Raw genomic sequence first — 14,982 nt, forward strand, 5'->3', positions numbered from 1 at the left:
GAGCGCAGCGCGATCGTTCCGGCACGCGGTGTCGCGACCGGCTGTCCGCTTGATCACTTTCGCTGGTCCGAACGGGCTTTAAGACCCGTTCATGACACATTTCTCAGGTATTTCCCAGCTAACGCGGTGATCCTCGATTTCGGGGGATCGTTCACGGAAGCGGGGAGAAGGTCGTGCTGCTCACGTCGCGAAGACGGCGGATCGCCGGCCGCGTCGCATTGGGCCTGGTGTCGACGGTCGTACTGGGGGTCACCGGGTACGCGTGGGCCCAGTTGAGCCGGTTGGACGGAGCGATCGTCACGGCCGACGTGATCGCGCCGTCGGCCCAGGTCCCCGGCGGCCCGGCGGGTGAACCGCTGAAGGTGGCGCAGAACATCCTGCTCGTCGGCATCGACTCACGCACCGACGCCAACGGCAACCCGTTGCCGCAGAACGTCCTCGACGCGTTGCACGCCGGAAGCGACGACGACGGCGGCGACACCACCGACACCATGATCGTGGTCCACATCCCGGCAGGCGGCGCCGCGGCCACCGCCATCTCCGTTCCGCGCGATTCCTATGTGGACATCGCGGGCGGGTTCGGCAAGCACAAGATCAATTCGGCGTACAGCCGAGGCAAGAACGCCGCGATGAACACCCTGCGCGCGCAAGGACTGACCGGCCCGCAGCTCGAGGTCAAGGCCAACGAAGCGGGCGCCAAACTCGCGATCCAGACGATCGAACAGTTCACCGGCCTGTCCATCAACCACTACGCCGCGGTCAATCTCGCCGGGTTCTCCGCGCTGAGCGAGGCCGTCGGCGGTGTCGAGGTCTGCCTCAAGGAACCGGTGCAGGACAAGTTCTCCGGGGCTTCGTTCCCGGCTGGGAAACAACTGCTTTCCGGACCGCAGGCGCTCGCCTTCGTGCGGCAGCGGCACGGACTGCCCAGCGATCTCGACCGCATCGCACGGCAACAGGCGTTTCTTTCGAGTATGGCCAAGACCGTGCTGGACGCCGGGACGTTCACCGATCCGACCCGGCTGAGCGCGCTGGTCGGCGCGATCCAGGGTTCGGTCGTGCTCGACCGCGGCTGGGATGTGGTGAGTTTCGCGCAGCAGTTGCGGGGGATGAGTTCGGGGGCGCTGAAGTTCCAGACGATCCCGGTACAGAGCCTCGCGTTGCCGACGCCTTCCGACGGCGTCGCGGTGAAGGTCGACCCGGCCGAAGTGAAGGCGTTCGTGGAGACCACGCTGACGTCGACGTCCGTCGCCGCGGTGGGGGAGCCGACGAGCGGGATCGGGATCAAGCCGGTGGCGGCGACCTCGTCCGCGGCCGCTCCGCCGTCGTCCACGTCTTCGGCGCCGCCCGAGATGGCCGGCTGCGTGAACTGAAGCCGCATTCAGAGGACTAAACGCACTGAACCGTGTCCCGCCGCCCTCCGTGTCGATGGTGTGATGAGACGTCGGTCCGGCTGGGCGATCCTGGTGAGCCTGTCCCTCTGCCTCACCGGGTGTGCCCCGACCGTCCGGGGAACGGCACAGCCGGTGGACTCCACGCGGATAGCGGGGCTTGAGATCACCGACGGGCCCAGTGGCCTCAAGCCTGGTGTGGTCGCACCAGCTCTCCCGGTCGACGGCGGGGACGGCGGTGAGATCGACAGGCTCGCGGCCGGCGCCGTCGCCGACGTCCAGGGGTATTGGCGCGAGCACCTGCCGTCGGTCTTCGGCCGCGAGTTCCGGCCGCTGGCCACCCTCGTTTCGTACGACTCGGCCGGGCGCGGGCGCAGGATCTGCGGAGCCTCCACCGCCGGGCTGGTCAACGCCTTCTACTGCTCGGCGGGCGACGTCGTCGCGTGGGACCGCGGCGAACTTCTCCCGATGCTCAACGACGCAATCGGCCAAGCGGCGGTCGTGGCCGTGCTCGCCCACGAGCTCGGCCACGCCGTCCAGTTCCGGCTGGGCCTTCCCGCCGCCACCCCGTCGATCGTCAAGGAACAGCAGGCCGACTGCTACACCGGGGCGTACCTGCGCTGGGTCGCCGAGGGCAGATCGCCGATGTTCCAGGTGTCCACCGGACGCGGGCTCAACGAAGTGCTCACCGCGCTGTTCCAGATCCGCGACTCCGCCGGGGTGGCCTTCGACGACGACGGCGCGCACGGCAACGCGTTCGACCGGGTCTCCGCGTTCCAGTTCGGCTTCACCGACGGGCCCGCCCGCTGTGCGCAGATCGACGAGCGGGAGATCGAAGGCCGCAGCACGCAAGGCGGTTTCGGATCGGCCGCGGCGAACGAGCGGGCGGCCGCGGAGAACGTCCGACTTGACGATCCCAAGGCCTTGGCCGACCTCACCACCAGTCTCCGGCAGGCGTTCCGGCTCGCGGCGACCCCGCCGACGCTCACCACGGGCGCCGCGTGCGGCGTGACGGAGGAGGACGCGCTCGCGTCGTACTGCTCGGAGTCCAACCAGATCAATCTCGACCTCGCCGGCCTCGTGCGCATCGGCACCCCACCGCGTCGAGGACGGCAGGGCGGCATCGGCGACTTCGCCGCGTTCGCCGAGGTCGCGTCGCGCTACACCCTCGCGGTCCAGCAGGAGGGCGGGTTCCGGCTCGACGGCCCGGTGGCCGCGCAGCGCACGGCCTGCCTCACCGGCTTCTGGGCGTCGACCATCGTGGACGGCGGGGCACTCACCCTGGCGCCGGGAGACCTCGACGAGGCCATCGCCGAGATGCTGACGCGGAACAGCCTGATCGCGGCGGACGTCCGGGGCCGGACGCTCCCGGCGGGCTTCGCCAGGGTCGCCGCCTTCCGCGACGGCTTCTCCTCCGGCACCCAAGGCGTCTGCGGCAAGAAATATCCCTAGCGCGTAAAGGCCCCCTTCCCCCGGCTGGTCACTCAAACCTCAGCCGAGGGAAGGGGGCCTTCACGCGCAAAGCGTCAGGTCACACGAAGGCGCTTTGGCCGGTGATGGCCTTGCCGACGATCAGCGTGTTCATCTCCCGGGTGCCCTCGAACGAGTAGATCGCCTCGGCGTCGGTGAAGAACCGCATGATGTCGTTGTCCAGCACGATCCCGTTGCCGCCGAAGATCTCGCGGCCCCAGGCGACGACCTCCCGCATCCGCGAGGTCACGAACGCCTTGGCGAGCGACGAGTGCTCGTCCTTGAAGATCCCGGCGTCCTGCAACCGGGCGAGCTGCACGAGCATGCCCCACGACGCGGTGATGTTGCCGAGGCTCTTCACCAGCAGATCCTGCACCAGCTGGAACCGGGCGATCGGACGGCCGAACTGCTCGCGCTTCTTGGCGTAGTCCAGCGCGAGTTCGTAGGCGCCGATCATCACGCCCAGCGCCTGCCACGCGACGCCACCGCGGGTCGCCCGCAGGATCTCCGCGACGTCGCGGAAGGAGTTGATGCCCTGCAGCCGGTTGGCCTCCGGGACCCGGACGTCGGTCAGCGTGATCTCCGCGTTCTCCACGATCCGGAACGCGAACTTGTTCTCGATCTTGACCGGGACGAATCCGGGGGAGTCCTTCTCGACCACGAAACCCTTGACGTGGTTGTCGTCGACGTCGCGGGCCCACACGATCACCAGGTCGGCGAAGGTCGCGTTGCCGATCCACTTCTTGGCGCCGTTCAGGATCCAGCTGTCGCCGTCCCGCTTGGCCGTGGTGCGCATGCCGCCCGCGACGTCGGATCCGCCGAGCGGCTCGGTCATCGCGAACGCGCCGATCTTGTCCATCGCCGCCATCGACGGGAGCCAGCGGTCACGCTGTTCCTGGTCGCCGCCCGAGTAGATGCTGTACATCGCGAGTCCGTTGTGGACACCGAAGAAGGTGGCCACGGAGGGATCCGTGCGGGTCATCTCCATCGCCATCATGCCGCTGAGCAGGTGGCTGGTGGCCGGGAGGTGCTCGCCGTAGCCCTCGTAGGGCAGTCCGGCGAGGCCGAGTTCACGGAACTTGCCGACGAGTTCGTGCGGGAATTCGCCCTTGGCCCAGTACCCGTTCACGAGCGGTTTGACCTCGGTGCGCATGAAGTCGCGCGCCTTGAGCAGCAGCTTGCGCTCCTCCTCCGGCAGCAAGGCCTCGTAGTCGTAGAAGTCGGCGGTCAGCCGGTCTTCGAGTGTGCTGGTCATCTCAGTTCTCCTCCTTGCGAATACGGCCTGCACTGTCCAAAGCGGACAGCACGGCGAGCTGCTTGCGGTCGCGCGCCTCGGCGAGTTCCGAGTACGTGGAGGAGCCGTAAGCGGATTCCACGGCTTCGATGAGCCGTTCCTGTTCTTCCGGGTTCTGCGAGGGCTGGCCGAGGCCCGCCCACATCTGCTTCATCGACTTGCCGATGTGCTCGGCCATGTGCCGGTAGCCGCCGGGGCCGCCGCCCAGATGCGAGCCGAGGAACGGCCCGACGGTCGACCAGCGGATGCCCAGCGAATTCGTCATCACCGCGTCCAATTCGGACGGTGACACGACACCCTGCTCCACCAGATAGATCGCCTCACGGCTCAGTGCGTTCTGCAACCGGTTGCCGACGAACCCGGGGATCTCCTTGCGTTCCACCACCGGAGTGCGGCCGACGAACCGGTAGAACTCGACGGCGCGGTCCACCGACTCGGCGCTGGTGCGCTCACCGGGGACCACCTCCACCAGCGGGATCAGGTGCGGCGGGTTGAACGGGTGTCCGATGAGGACTCGGGACGCGTCGTCGAGGTCCACCGCGAACGCCGTCGAGGGGATCGCCGACGACGAGCTGAGCAGCAGCGCGTGCGACGGCGCCTCGCGGACCAGGGTCGCGAACAGTTCTTGTTTGAACTCGACGTTCTCCGGCCCGTTCTCCTGTACGACATCCGCCTGCCGTACGGCCTCCGCGACGTCCTCGGCGAGGTGGACGCGAGCGGCGAGGTCCGCGGCGGTCCGGCCGAGGTGCGGGGCGAACGTTTCCACTGCGTCGGCGACGGCGTCGGCGAGATCCGGCCGCGGGTCCGAAACCCAGACCTCCAGGTCGTGTGCGGCGAACAACGCCGTCCACGAAAGGCCGATCGTGCCCGCGCCGATCACCGCGGCTGTCCGGAAAGTCATGACCGTGCTCCCTTCAAGTAGTCGAAGACCGGCTTGACCGGGGCGAGTGTCAGGTCGGTGAGGATGTGGCTGGCCGAAACGACCTCCAGCACCGGGAGATCGGCCAACGGGGCCAGTACGTGCTGGAACAGCTGCAGCCGGGCGGGGCCGGTCCACGCTTCCTTGACCACCACGTCGGTGATCTCGGTGCGGACCAGTTCGAAGACCCGCGGCGAACCGTCGTAGTCCGGGATGGTCTTGAGCATGAACGTCGGCACGGTGATCTGCGTTTCGGCCTCTGCCGCGTCCAGCCGGTGGTGCTTGTAGCCCATGGTTGCGGTCGCGACCCGCTGGCTGCCGTAGTCGAGCGTCCCGACGAGAGCGCCGTTCTCGGCGAACAACTTCGGCGAGCCGATGGTCTTCGGGTAGGCGCTGATCTCGCGGCCGGAGGCGGTGGCCGGGAAGTTGTCGAGGTACATCGCGTGCAGGTACTCGCCACGCTCGCCCTCGAACTCCACCGGGATCGCCTGCCCGGACTCGGTGTAGGGACCGTATCCGCTGACGTCGCCCATCTTCATCACCTCGAACCGCACCAGCGGCTCGTCGATTTCCAGCGGTTCCGGGACGACGGCACGCAGGGCGTCCGCGTCGGTGCGGTAGACGATGTTCAGGTACTCGCGATTGGTGAACCGGGGCACCACCGGCGCGTACGCCGGGTTCGTGAGCGGGGTGGTCATGTGCTGGAGAACTTCTTGCTGCTTCATCTCACTCACCTGTCCACTTCGGAGCGCGGCGCTCGGCGAAGGCCTGCATGCCCTCGCGGACGTCGGCCGACTTCATCAGCGCCGGCATCTCCGTGCGCTGGGTGGCGAACGCTTGCGTGTCCGGGACGCCGTCGGCGGCGCGGACGATCTTCTTGACCAGTGCCAGCGCCAGCGGAGCGTTGGCGGCGACCTGTTCGGCGAGCTGCAAGGCGACCGCGGCGGCCTCCCCAGTGGGGACGACCCGGTTCGCCAGGCCCAGCCGCCCGGCGCGCTGCGCGCTGATCGGCTCGCCGGTGAGCAGGAACTCCATCGCCAGGTGGTGCGGGATCCGCTTCGGCAGCCGGATCACCCCGCCGCCGGCGGCGATCAGCCCGCGCTTCACCTCGGGCAACCCGAACTTCGCGTCTTCGGCGGCGACGATCAGGTCGCAGGCCAGCGCCAGTTCGAATCCGCCGCCCATGGCCCAGCCTTCGACTGCCGCGATCAGGGGTTTCGACAGTTCGGCTTCGGTCAGCCCGCCGAATCCGCGGCCGGGGATCTCGGGCGACTCGCCCTGCAGTGCCGCCTTGAGGTCCATTCCGGCGCTGAACGAGCCGTCCGCGCCGGTCAGGACCCCGGCTCGCAGACCGGGATCGGCTTCCAGGAGGTCGAATGCTTCGGCGAGCCCGGCCGCGACGGCGGCGTTGACCGCGTTGCGCGCTTGTGGCCGGTCGATCGTGATCAGCAGCGTGCCGCCGATCCGTTCTGTCCTTACTTCGTTGGTGCTCATGGTCTTTCCTCAGTTCACCGTGGTGAGTTCGCGCAGGACGTCTTCGGTGTCCTGACCCGGCAGGGGAGCCAGGCGCCGGACGGAGCCGGGAGTCCGAGAGAACTTCACCGGGATGCCGATGGTGCGGATCGAGCCCTCGCTCGGGTGCTCGACGACGTCGAGCAGGTGGCCGTCGCGGACGTATTCGTCGTCCTGTGCGGTGTCCAGTTCCAGCACCGGGGCCATCGGGATGCTGTACTTCGCGCAGACCTCGGTCCACTCTTCGGTGGTCAGTGCCGGGGCGCACTCGGCGATCATCTCGGCCAGTGCCTCGTGGTCGGCGCCGTCGATCGCGTCGCCGTTGACTCGCGGGTCCTCGGCCAGTTCCGGCCGCCCGGCGGCGTGGAAGAAGTCGCGGAAGTTCTGCGGGTTGTAGGGGATCACGCAGGCCATGCCGTCCTTGGTGTGCACGGCCTTGTGACCGGGGTTCATCGACGGGCCGAAGCCGGTCGTGCCCTCCGCGGGCTCGAACGAGTGCCCGGCCAGGTGCTCGACGAGGTTGAACGCGATCAGCGTGTCGGTCATCGGGATCTCGACCCGCTGGCCCTCGCCGGTCTTGTCGCGGTGCACCAGCGCCGCGAGGACGGTGTAGGCGATGGTCAGGGAGGAGACCTTGTCGCCGATGATCGTCGGCAGGTAGACCGGCTTGCCCAGCGCGCGGTTCGCGACGTCGACCAGGCCGGAGGCGGCCTGCACGGTCTCGTCGTAGGCGGCGTTGCCCGCGCGGTCGGAATCGCTGCGGAAGCCCTGTGCGTGTGCGTAGACGATGCCGGGGTTGCGCGCGGCGACGTCGGCGTAGTTCATGCCGAGCCTGCTCAGCGCACCCGGGCGCATGTTGGTGATCAGCACGTCGGCGGTGTCGATCAGCTTGAGCGCCTGCTCGCGCTGCTCCTCGTCCTTCAGGTTGAGGGCGACGCTGCGCTTGTTGCGGTTCACGTTCAGGTTGAGCGCCGTCATGCCCGGCGTCGTCCGGAACTTGCCCACCCGCACGGTGTCGGCCGGGGACTCGATCTTGATGACGTCGGCGCCGAGGTCGCCGAGGATCTGCGCCGCGTACGGGCCCATGACCACCGTCGAGAGGTCGATCACGCGAACGCCGTCCAGCGGGCCGGTGGCGGTGTGTGTCATTTTGCTTCCCTTCGCCGTTGTTCGCTCTACAACCGAAGTTAGGCGCGAATGCCGGAAAAGGGAATGATCAAGAAAAGAAGAATGGTATGACCGGAGCGGTCATACCATTCTTTTGTCCGATTTGAGGGCTATGTCGAAAGCGGTTCGGCGAAGACCTCGTGGACTCCGGCGACGAGTTCGGCGAGGTCGCCTTCTTCGGCGCGGTCCCGGCGCCACACCAGGGCGGTCTCCAGCTGGGGATGGAAATCCGCGAACGGCAGGATGGTGGCGCCGTCGACGAGGAACAGATGCATCGGACTGGCCGGATCGAGCATCGTGATCGAGAACGACGATCCGTTCGCCACCAATTCGGAGATACCCGAATATTCGGCGCCGTCGACCTTTAGCCTTTTCTTGATTCCCGCGTTCGACAATGTGCGATCCATATCGTCGGAATAGGCGGGAATGCTTTCCGACGCGGACGGAATGTAGGACAGGTCACTCAGTTCGGCGATGTTCACCGTGTCCCGGCCGACGAACCGGTCGGCGGGCACGACCGCCCCGAGCCGCTCGACCTGGACCGGGATCATCTCCAGCGCGGGATCGGTCACCGGCATCCGGACCAGCGACAACGCGAGCTTTCCCTCGTGGACCGCGGCGACGAGATCGGGGGTCGTCCCCGGCCAGCGTTTGAGTTCGAACCGGTCGTGACAGCGCTCTTCGAGTTGTTTGACCCGTTCACGCAGGGCGGGGTGCACGCCGCCGGGCATGCCGACGAACACGGTGCTCCGCCGCGGTTTCACCGCTTCCTGCAGCCGCCAGGGAATGGCGTTGACCTGTTCGAGCACGTCCCGCGCGATCGGCAGCAGCGCGGACCCCGCCGCGGTGAGTGTGACGTGATGCGTGCTGCGGTCGAACAGTTTGTGGCCGAGTTCGTGTTCGAGGTCCTTGATGCGCTGGCTCAGCGGCGAGGCGGCCATATGCAGCTTTCTGGCCGCCTGGGAGAAGTTCAGTTCCTCGGCGACGGCCACGAAATACCGCAGGTGCAACATCTCCACGTGCTCACCCTAGCCGGAACGCGACGGTGAACGCGGCTCCGCCCTCGGGCGCCGGACCGGCGGTCAGCGTCCCGCTCATCCGCGTGACCAGGCCATGGGCCAGCGCGAGCCCGATCCCCGAACCGACCGGACGGCGGTCGCGGTACCGCTTGTTCAGCACGCCGCGGTCGAACGCGACCGGATAGTCCTCCGGCGCGAGCCCCGGCCCGCCGTCGCGGACCGCCAGCCGCGCCTGGCCCGCCGCGGCCACCAGCGAGAACACGATCGGAGCACCCGCCGGGGTCACCCGCAGCGCGTTCTCGGCCAGCCCGTCCATGACCTGGCGAAGCCGCCGCGGATCGGCGATGACGGGGACCTCGCCGGACGGCCGCTCGACCAGCAGCGTGACGTTCTGCTGAGCGCACCGCAGCCGCCAGACGTCGGCGCATTCGTCGACCAGCGCGGCGAGATCGAGCCTCGCCGGATCGAGACGGAACTCGTCGGCGCCGAGTCTCGCCAGCTCCAGCAAGTCGCTGACCAGGCGTTCCAGTCGGACGGCCTCACGGTGGATGGTCTGCCCGGCACGCCGCGCGTCCTCACCATCGGCCACACCGTCCCCGATGGCCTCGGCGAATCCGGTGACGGCGGTCAGCGGCGTCCGCAGCTCGTGCGACACCGAAAGCAGGAACTCGCGTTGTCGCGCCTCGCTGTACTGGAGGGCGTCGGCCAGTTCGTTGACCGACTTCGCGACGTCCGCGACCTCGGACGGCCCCTCGACCGGAACGCGCAGGTCACGACGTCCGGCGCGCATCCCGTTCGCCATCGAGGCGGCCCGGCGCAGTGGCCGTGACAGCATCCGGCTCAGCACGAGACCCGCGATCGCGGCGACCGCCAGCCCGGCGCCGAGGGCGAGCACGATGTTCCGCGCCAGCGGCCGTCCTTGGGCCTCCCCGGTCTTGGTGGACTGGACGAGCGCGAACGCGGCACCCCTCGCGCCGACCGTGCGGACCTCCACGAGGTACTGCTGTCCGTCGACGAGCACCGTGTCCGAACTCGAGCGCGTGAAACCCGCCTTGGCCGCGGCGATCGCGGCGACCGTCCCGCCGCCGTCGAGTGTCCCGTTCGGACGGCGGACGACGACGTCGATCCCTTGTCCACGAACGACTTCCGCGACCTTGCCGACGCTGAGCCGGTTGCCGATGCCGGTCTCGTCGAGCTGGCTCGCGACCACATCGGCCTGCGCCGAGAGCGATTGCCGGAGCACGTCGATCCCGGCGGTGCGGATCAACCGGGCCGCGACCAGCCCGGCCACCACCACCGCGACCGCGGCGATCGCCAGGCACACCACGGTGATCCGCAGCGCGAGCGAGGTCCGCCTCATCCGGCGTCCGCCGCGTAACCGATGCCCCGGACCGTCCTGATCGGACTGTGCCCGCCCAGTTTCCCGCGCAGCTGGGCGATATGGACGTCGACGGTCCGCGTTCCCGCCGATGCCGCGTAGCCCCAGACGGAACTGAGCAGCTGCTCGCGGCTGAACACCTGACCGGGCCGCCGTACCAGATGGGTCAGCAGGTCGAACTCGGTCGACGTCAGCGCTATTTCGGTGTCGGCCGCCCAGACCCGGCGCTGGGTGACGTCGACCCGCACCTCGCCCGTCGCGTACGTCTCGGCGGGCGGCGCAGAGCCGGCGGCGCGACGCAGCACCGTCCGGACCCTGGCGGAGAGTTCACGAGGGCTGAACGGTTTCGTCAGGTAGTCGTCCGCGCCGATCTCCAGCCCCAGCAGGCGATCCAGTTCGTCGTCGCGGGCGGTCACGAACAGCACCGGCGTCCAGTCGCCGTCCGCGCGCAGCGTCCGGCAGATCTCGATACCGTCCATTCCGGACAGTCCGATGTCGAGCACGATCGCGACCGGACGAAGCCGCCGGATCGTGGCGAGCGCCTGGCCGCCGTCCGCTTCGACCCGCACGCCGAACCCGTCCCGCCGCAGGTACAGCGAGGCGAGTTCGGCGATCGCTGGGTCGTCCTCGACGACCAGCACCAGCCCGCGTCCCGGTTGTGTCGTCACCGCCCGATCCTGTCACGGGGCCGGATCGCCGGCCATGTCCTGTTCGATCGCATCGAGGGTGCGCTGGACGTCGCTCAGTTCACCGGGCGACGGGCTCGAAGCCGGCTCTCGATCGGTGCACGCGGCCGCGCCGGTCAGCGCCAGCGCGGTCAGGGTCGCGGCCAGGAGGCGCCTCACTTGCCCGCCTTGCAGTGCGCGCCCGTGAAGGCGTCCACCTTTTGCTTCGCCGCGGTGAGCTCGGGAAGCCGCCCGCCGCGCTTGTCGGCCCGCTTCTGAAGCCTGTCGGCCGCGTCGTTGTGCCCCTTCTTGCGCTGGTCCTCGGCCCTGGCCTTGAGATTCGCGACGGAACCGCGGAGCTCGGGGCCGCCGTTGATGCGGTCGGTCAGCTTCGCGGTGCGCTGGGTGAGCTTGGGCAGCCAGTCGGCGCACAGCTGCTGGGACTCTTCCGGACTGAGAGTGATCGGATTCGTCTGCGCCGAAGCGGCGGGGGCGAGGGCGATGAGGCCTGCCGCGGTGAGGCAGGCGGCGATGGTGTGTTTCGGCATACGGAGAGCTTCGCGCCGGCTGATACGAGGAATGTGGGGTCTCTGTTCGAGTTTTGTAAGCGATGGGTCCCCTTGGTCGCTCGAGGCTCGAGGCTTTCGGTGAGGGTGGGGCTGGATTGGTCGTGAGTGGCGATTCGGGCTATTGAGAGGTAAGACAAACGTGGCATGCCCTGAAGGCCAGCGGGCGCAGGCTTCGAGGAAACGCTCACCGCAGAGGTGCCGGTCACGACAACTTTGGCGCACCCCATGATGAATGCGTGGAGTGCATCCGCGTTTAGTCCTCTGAATGCGAGGAGCCAACGGAGCCGGGTTCGCCCGCGAAATCCGGGATGCCACGCGGGGCGCGGCTGGGCCCCGAACACGCGACGTTTGCCTTACCGCTCACTGGAACACAAATAATTACTCACGACCCGCGGAGGCGTCGCGCGTGAAGGCATGGTCCATCCCGGTCGATCTATGCCTTGAGGTGCATGGTGTTGCGCCTCGGAGTCCCGGTGGGGTCGAGGTAAGCGGGTGGAGTGAACTCCGGCAGCCCATCCTGCGCGATCTGTACCTTCCATTCGCTGTGGTGGATCAGCCGGTGGTGCTTGGTGCACAGGAGGACGAGGTTGTCGATTTTCGTATCGCCGTGGTGTCGCCAGAAGACGATGTGGTGGGCGGTGCAGCGTGGCACCGGCATGTCGCAGCCGGGGAAGGCGCAGCCTCCGTCGCGGATGGTCAAGGCGTATTTCTGCGCCAGTGACACTGTCCTTTTGGATCGGCCGATGTCCAGCGGTTCGCCTGCGGTGCCCAGTACTCCGGGCCGGACGCGGGCGTCGCAGGCCAGGATGCGGGCGTCGGTGGCGCTGATCGGCCCGACGAGATCCAGATGCGCCTCGCCGAGATCGTTGATCAGGTCCTCATACGACATGGTGATCAGGATGTGGGTGGCTTCCCCGGCCTGGCCGGGCAGGTTCCGGCTTGTGGTCTTCAACCGCACGTAGTCGGTGAAAGCATCCCCGTAGCGTTCGTCGGGGGTACGAGAGTCGCGGACCCCGTCGATGGCTTTGTGGGGTTTGGCCATGGGGTCGAGGTCGGACTTCAATCGCGCATAGGTTTCGAGGTCGAGGGTGGCTGTGAGGCCGAGGGTGCCGTCGCGGTGTGTGATGAACCGCAGCTCCGGCCGGACGTCTTTTGGGTCCTCGTTGCGGGGTTCTTTCCCGTCAGGGTCGAGCTTGTCCAAGAGCCGTCGCCCGGCCCGGGCGATCTGCCGGGGCCCGGCCCGGCGAGCCAGCTCGACCAGGATCTTCTCCCCACCGCGCACGTCTTCTTCCGGGACGGTGGACGGAATCCGGGCGAGGGTGCGGATGATCGCGTCGATCTGACTACCGCCGATCGCGCCCTCCGCGGCGGCTTCGGCCGTCAAGGGCGCCAGCGGTGGCACGACCTCGCCACCCACCACCACCCCGGCATGCAACGCCAGCACCCGATCAGCGCGGGCATTGGCTTCCCTATCGGTCACACGGAAGTCCTCGAAGATCAGCGCCGACAACGTCGAATGACCAGAACATCCACGAACCCCACGATTATTGATTTCCGCCAGGATCGCATTCTGCTCCGCATCTAATTGACGCTTCAAGACTTCGATCTCCTGCTTACGGGCATGCAGCGTCGCAGTATCGGCACGCCACCACTCGGAGCGCGCCGGCTGAGGACTGTTTTCGCTGGCCACGAACTCAACGATACCGAAGATCGAACACGTGTGCTAGTCCGATTAGCGTAGCGTCCACAAGTCGACCATCTCACCCGACGGGGTAAATGTGCCGTAGAGAGAATGCGTGCGCCTACGCCGAGTTGACGCATTTAGAGGACTAAATCTGAAGAAGAGGGAGAAGGAGTCCGGCATGGAGAGTCCACGGCCGTACCCTGCGCATGCGTCCTCGGTCGCTTCATCGGGCGGATGGTCGACAGCCTCGTGACGCGCGCCTCGCGAGGCGCCCCATAAAGTAGGCGCATGGCAGCCCCACGACGCACGCAGGAGGAACGCAGCGCCGCGATGCGCGTGAGGCTGCTCGACGCCACGATCGACTGTCTCGTCGAGTACGGCTACGCAGGTACTACGACCACCCGTGTCGCGGACCGCGCCGGGGTGACCCGTGGCGCGCAGGTGCACCACTTCCCGACCAAAGCCGACCTCGTCACCTCCGCGATCCGGCATCTCGCGGCCAAGCGCACCGAGGTCGCGATGGCGGAGATCGACCGGCTCAAGGCGTCGGCCGACCCGGTCGGGGACGCGCTGCAGTTGATGTGGGAGATGCACCAGGGGCCGGTCTTCTCGGCGACCGTCGAACTGTGGGTGGCCTCGCGCACCGATCCGGAACTGCGCGCGCAGATGGCGGTGGTCGAGCCGATCGCGACGAGCAGTCTCGTCGAGTTCGGCAAGGCGCTGCTGCCGGACCACTCGGCGCATCCGGAGTTCCTGCACGCGGTGTACACGGCGATGGACGTCGTCCGCGGCATCCTCATCGCCAGCTGGGCGACCCGTGACCAGGACGAACTGGAGGCACGCTGGGACCGCGGCCGCCGTCACCTCATCCTGCTGTTCGAGGCGTTGATGCAGCCCAGTCCCTCTCATTAGGCATGTTACTCTCTCCGGGAGAGTGAGGAGGTCACGTGCTCGGAAACCCGTACGACCCCGACTGCCCCACCCGTGCGCTGCTCGACCGCATCGGCGACCAGTGGACCGTGCTGATCGTCGGCGTGCTCGGCGACGGGCCGCTCCGGTTCACCGAAATCGGCAAACGCGTGCGCGGCATCTCGCAGAAGGTCCTCACCCAGACGCTGCGCAGCCTCGTCCGCGACGGCATCCTGACCCGCACCGCGTATCCGGAGGTCCCGCCGCACGTCGAGTACGAGCTGACCGACCTCGGCCGCAACCTGGCCGAACCGCTCGACATGCTCGACAAGTGGGCTCGCGTGCACATGGGCGAGGTCCTCGACGCCCGTCGCGCCCACGACGGGCAGCTCAGCGCTTGACCAGACCGGCCTCGTGCGCCAGCAGGCCCGCCTGGGTCCGGTTCGCGCAGTCCAGTTTGACCAGCATCCGCGACACGTAACTCTTCACCGTCGCCTCCGCCAGATGCAGCCGCGCCGCGATGTCCGCATTGGACAGTCCTTCGCCGAGGCAGGCGAGGACGTCCGTTTCCCGCTCGGTGAGTCCCTGGGTCCTGCGTCGCGCGTCGTCGCCGCGACGCCGTCCGTCGGCGGACATCGCGACCAGCCGCCGCGCGGCCTCGGGAGACAGCACGGTGTGCCCGTCGGCGGCGACGCGGACCAGGCCGATGAGATCCTCCGGCGGCGTCGACTTCACCAGGAACCCGGCCGCGCCCGCCCGCAGCGCGCGGATGACGTAGGTGTCCGCGTCGAACGTCGTCAGCGCGACGACCGCGGGCGGCTCCGGGAGTTTCGTGATCCGTTCGATGGCGGTCAGCCCGTCGACGCCGGGCATCCGCAGGTCCATCAGTACCACCCGCGGCCGGTGCCGGACGACGGCTTCGACGGCCTCAGCGCCGTCCTGGGCCTGCGCCACCACTTCGATGTCGGCCGCCGAACCGAGGATCGTCCGCAGATGCGCGCAGACCAT

General features: G+C 68.1%; 16 protein-coding genes. 4 read left to right on the forward strand and 12 right to left on the reverse strand.

Features of this window, described 5'->3' with window-relative positions:
* Nucleotides 1–173 precede the first annotated feature (173 nt).
* Complete coding sequence (locus ACZ54P_RS33445; RefSeq protein WP_465465598.1) at nt 174–1,370, forward strand: LCP family protein; 1,197 nt, start codon at nt 174–176, stop codon at nt 1,368–1,370.
* Between the two features lie 63 nt (nt 1,371–1,433).
* A complete protein-coding gene (locus ACZ54P_RS33450) occupies nt 1,434–2,840 on the forward strand; it encodes a neutral zinc metallopeptidase (protein WP_465465599.1) in 1,407 nt (468 codons plus the stop codon).
* A 79-nt stretch (nt 2,841–2,919) separates the two neighbouring features.
* Here ACZ54P_RS33450 and ACZ54P_RS33455 read toward each other — a convergent pair whose 3' ends face one another.
* From ACZ54P_RS33455 to ACZ54P_RS33505, 11 genes are all read right to left on the reverse strand, one after another.
* Complete coding sequence (locus ACZ54P_RS33455) at nt 2,920–4,113, reverse strand: acyl-CoA dehydrogenase family protein (RefSeq protein WP_465465600.1); 1,194 nt, start codon at nt 4,111–4,113, stop codon at nt 2,920–2,922.
* Between the two features lies 1 nt (nt 4,114).
* Complete coding sequence (locus ACZ54P_RS33460) at nt 4,115–5,053, reverse strand: 3-hydroxyacyl-CoA dehydrogenase NAD-binding domain-containing protein (RefSeq protein WP_465465601.1); 939 nt, start codon at nt 5,051–5,053, stop codon at nt 4,115–4,117.
* Nucleotides 5,050–5,796 (reverse strand): acetoacetate decarboxylase, encoded by a 747-nt coding sequence (locus tag ACZ54P_RS33465; protein ID WP_465465602.1) that lies wholly within the window; start codon nt 5,794–5,796, stop codon nt 5,050–5,052. Before ACZ54P_RS33465 ends, ACZ54P_RS33460 begins: the two co-directional genes overlap by 4 nt.
* 1 nt (nt 5,797) lies before the next feature.
* A complete protein-coding gene (locus tag ACZ54P_RS33470) occupies nt 5,798–6,565 on the reverse strand; it encodes a crotonase/enoyl-CoA hydratase family protein (protein ID WP_465465603.1) in 768 nt (255 codons plus the stop codon).
* Between the two features lie 9 nt (nt 6,566–6,574).
* On the reverse strand, nt 6,575–7,732 hold the full coding sequence (locus ACZ54P_RS33475; protein ID WP_465465604.1) for a CaiB/BaiF CoA transferase family protein: 1,158 nt from the start codon (nt 7,730–7,732) through the stop codon (nt 6,575–6,577).
* Nucleotides 7,733–7,860: 128 nt separating this feature from the next.
* A complete protein-coding gene (locus ACZ54P_RS33480) occupies nt 7,861–8,769 on the reverse strand; it encodes a LysR family transcriptional regulator (protein ID WP_465465605.1) in 909 nt (302 codons plus the stop codon).
* Between the two features lie 4 nt (nt 8,770–8,773).
* Entirely contained in the window at nt 8,774–10,129 is a 1,356-nt protein-coding gene (locus tag ACZ54P_RS33485; protein WP_465465606.1) for a sensor histidine kinase, read from the reverse strand.
* The gene (locus ACZ54P_RS33490) at nt 10,126–10,815 is read right to left on the reverse strand and encodes a response regulator (protein WP_465465607.1); all 690 of its coding nucleotides are present in this window, start codon (nt 10,813–10,815) and stop codon (nt 10,126–10,128) included. The genes ACZ54P_RS33485 and ACZ54P_RS33490 overlap by 4 nt, the downstream gene beginning before the upstream one ends.
* Nucleotides 10,816–10,827: 12 nt before the next feature.
* Entirely contained in the window at nt 10,828–10,992 is a 165-nt protein-coding gene (locus ACZ54P_RS33495; protein ID WP_465465608.1) for a hypothetical protein, read from the reverse strand.
* The gene (locus ACZ54P_RS33500; protein WP_465465609.1) at nt 10,989–11,360 is read right to left on the reverse strand and encodes a hypothetical protein; all 372 of its coding nucleotides are present in this window, start codon (nt 11,358–11,360) and stop codon (nt 10,989–10,991) included. The genes ACZ54P_RS33495 and ACZ54P_RS33500 overlap by 4 nt, the downstream gene beginning before the upstream one ends.
* A gap of 454 nt (nt 11,361–11,814) precedes the next feature.
* Nucleotides 11,815–13,071, reverse strand: a complete 1,257-nt coding sequence (locus ACZ54P_RS33505; RefSeq protein ID WP_465465610.1) for an HNH endonuclease signature motif containing protein — start codon at nt 13,069–13,071, stop codon at nt 11,815–11,817.
* Nucleotides 13,072–13,395: 324 nt separating this feature from the next.
* On the opposite strand from ACZ54P_RS33505, the gene ACZ54P_RS33510 reads away from it, so the two are divergent.
* Both ACZ54P_RS33510 and ACZ54P_RS33515 read left to right on the forward strand, forming a co-directional pair.
* Complete coding sequence (locus ACZ54P_RS33510; RefSeq protein ID WP_465465667.1) at nt 13,396–13,977, forward strand: TetR/AcrR family transcriptional regulator; 582 nt, start codon at nt 13,396–13,398, stop codon at nt 13,975–13,977.
* 35 nt (nt 13,978–14,012) lie between these two features.
* Complete coding sequence (locus ACZ54P_RS33515) at nt 14,013–14,375, forward strand: winged helix-turn-helix transcriptional regulator (RefSeq protein ID WP_465465611.1); 363 nt, start codon at nt 14,013–14,015, stop codon at nt 14,373–14,375.
* Here ACZ54P_RS33515 and ACZ54P_RS33520 read toward each other — a convergent pair.
* Nucleotides 14,365–14,982, reverse strand: coding sequence for a response regulator (locus ACZ54P_RS33520; protein ID WP_465465668.1), 618 nt, complete (start codon nt 14,980–14,982; stop codon nt 14,365–14,367). The two genes, ACZ54P_RS33515 and ACZ54P_RS33520, sit on opposite strands and share 11 nt — an antisense overlap.

The organism is Amycolatopsis sp. NPDC034160, from assembly GCF_055575355.1.

Coding starts and splice junctions, on each gene's coding strand:
- ACZ54P_RS33450 (WP_465465599.1), top strand. CDS start 1,434: ATGAGACGTCGGTCCGGCTGGGCGATCCTGGTGAGCCTGTCCCTCTGC.
- ACZ54P_RS33455 (WP_465465600.1), bottom strand. CDS start 4,113: ATGACCAGCACACTCGAAGACCGGCTGACCGCCGACTTCTACGACTAC.
- ACZ54P_RS33460 (WP_465465601.1), bottom strand. CDS start 5,053: ATGACTTTCCGGACAGCCGCGGTGATCGGCGCGGGCACGATCGGCCTT.
- ACZ54P_RS33465 (WP_465465602.1), bottom strand. CDS start 5,796: ATGAAGCAGCAAGAAGTTCTCCAGCACATGACCACCCCGCTCACGAAC.
- ACZ54P_RS33470 (WP_465465603.1), bottom strand. CDS start 6,565: ATGAGCACCAACGAAGTAAGGACAGAACGGATCGGCGGCACGCTGCTG.
- ACZ54P_RS33475 (WP_465465604.1), bottom strand. CDS start 7,732: ATGACACACACCGCCACCGGCCCGCTGGACGGCGTTCGCGTGATCGAC.
- ACZ54P_RS33485 (WP_465465606.1), bottom strand. CDS start 10,129: ATGAGGCGGACCTCGCTCGCGCTGCGGATCACCGTGGTGTGCCTGGCG.
- ACZ54P_RS33500 (WP_465465609.1), bottom strand. CDS start 11,360: ATGCCGAAACACACCATCGCCGCCTGCCTCACCGCGGCAGGCCTCATC.
- ACZ54P_RS33510 (WP_465465667.1), top strand. CDS start 13,396: ATGCGCGTGAGGCTGCTCGACGCCACGATCGACTGTCTCGTCGAGTAC.
- ACZ54P_RS33520 (WP_465465668.1), bottom strand. CDS start 14,982: ATGGTCTGCGCGCATCTGCGGACGATCCTCGGTTCGGCGGCCGACATC.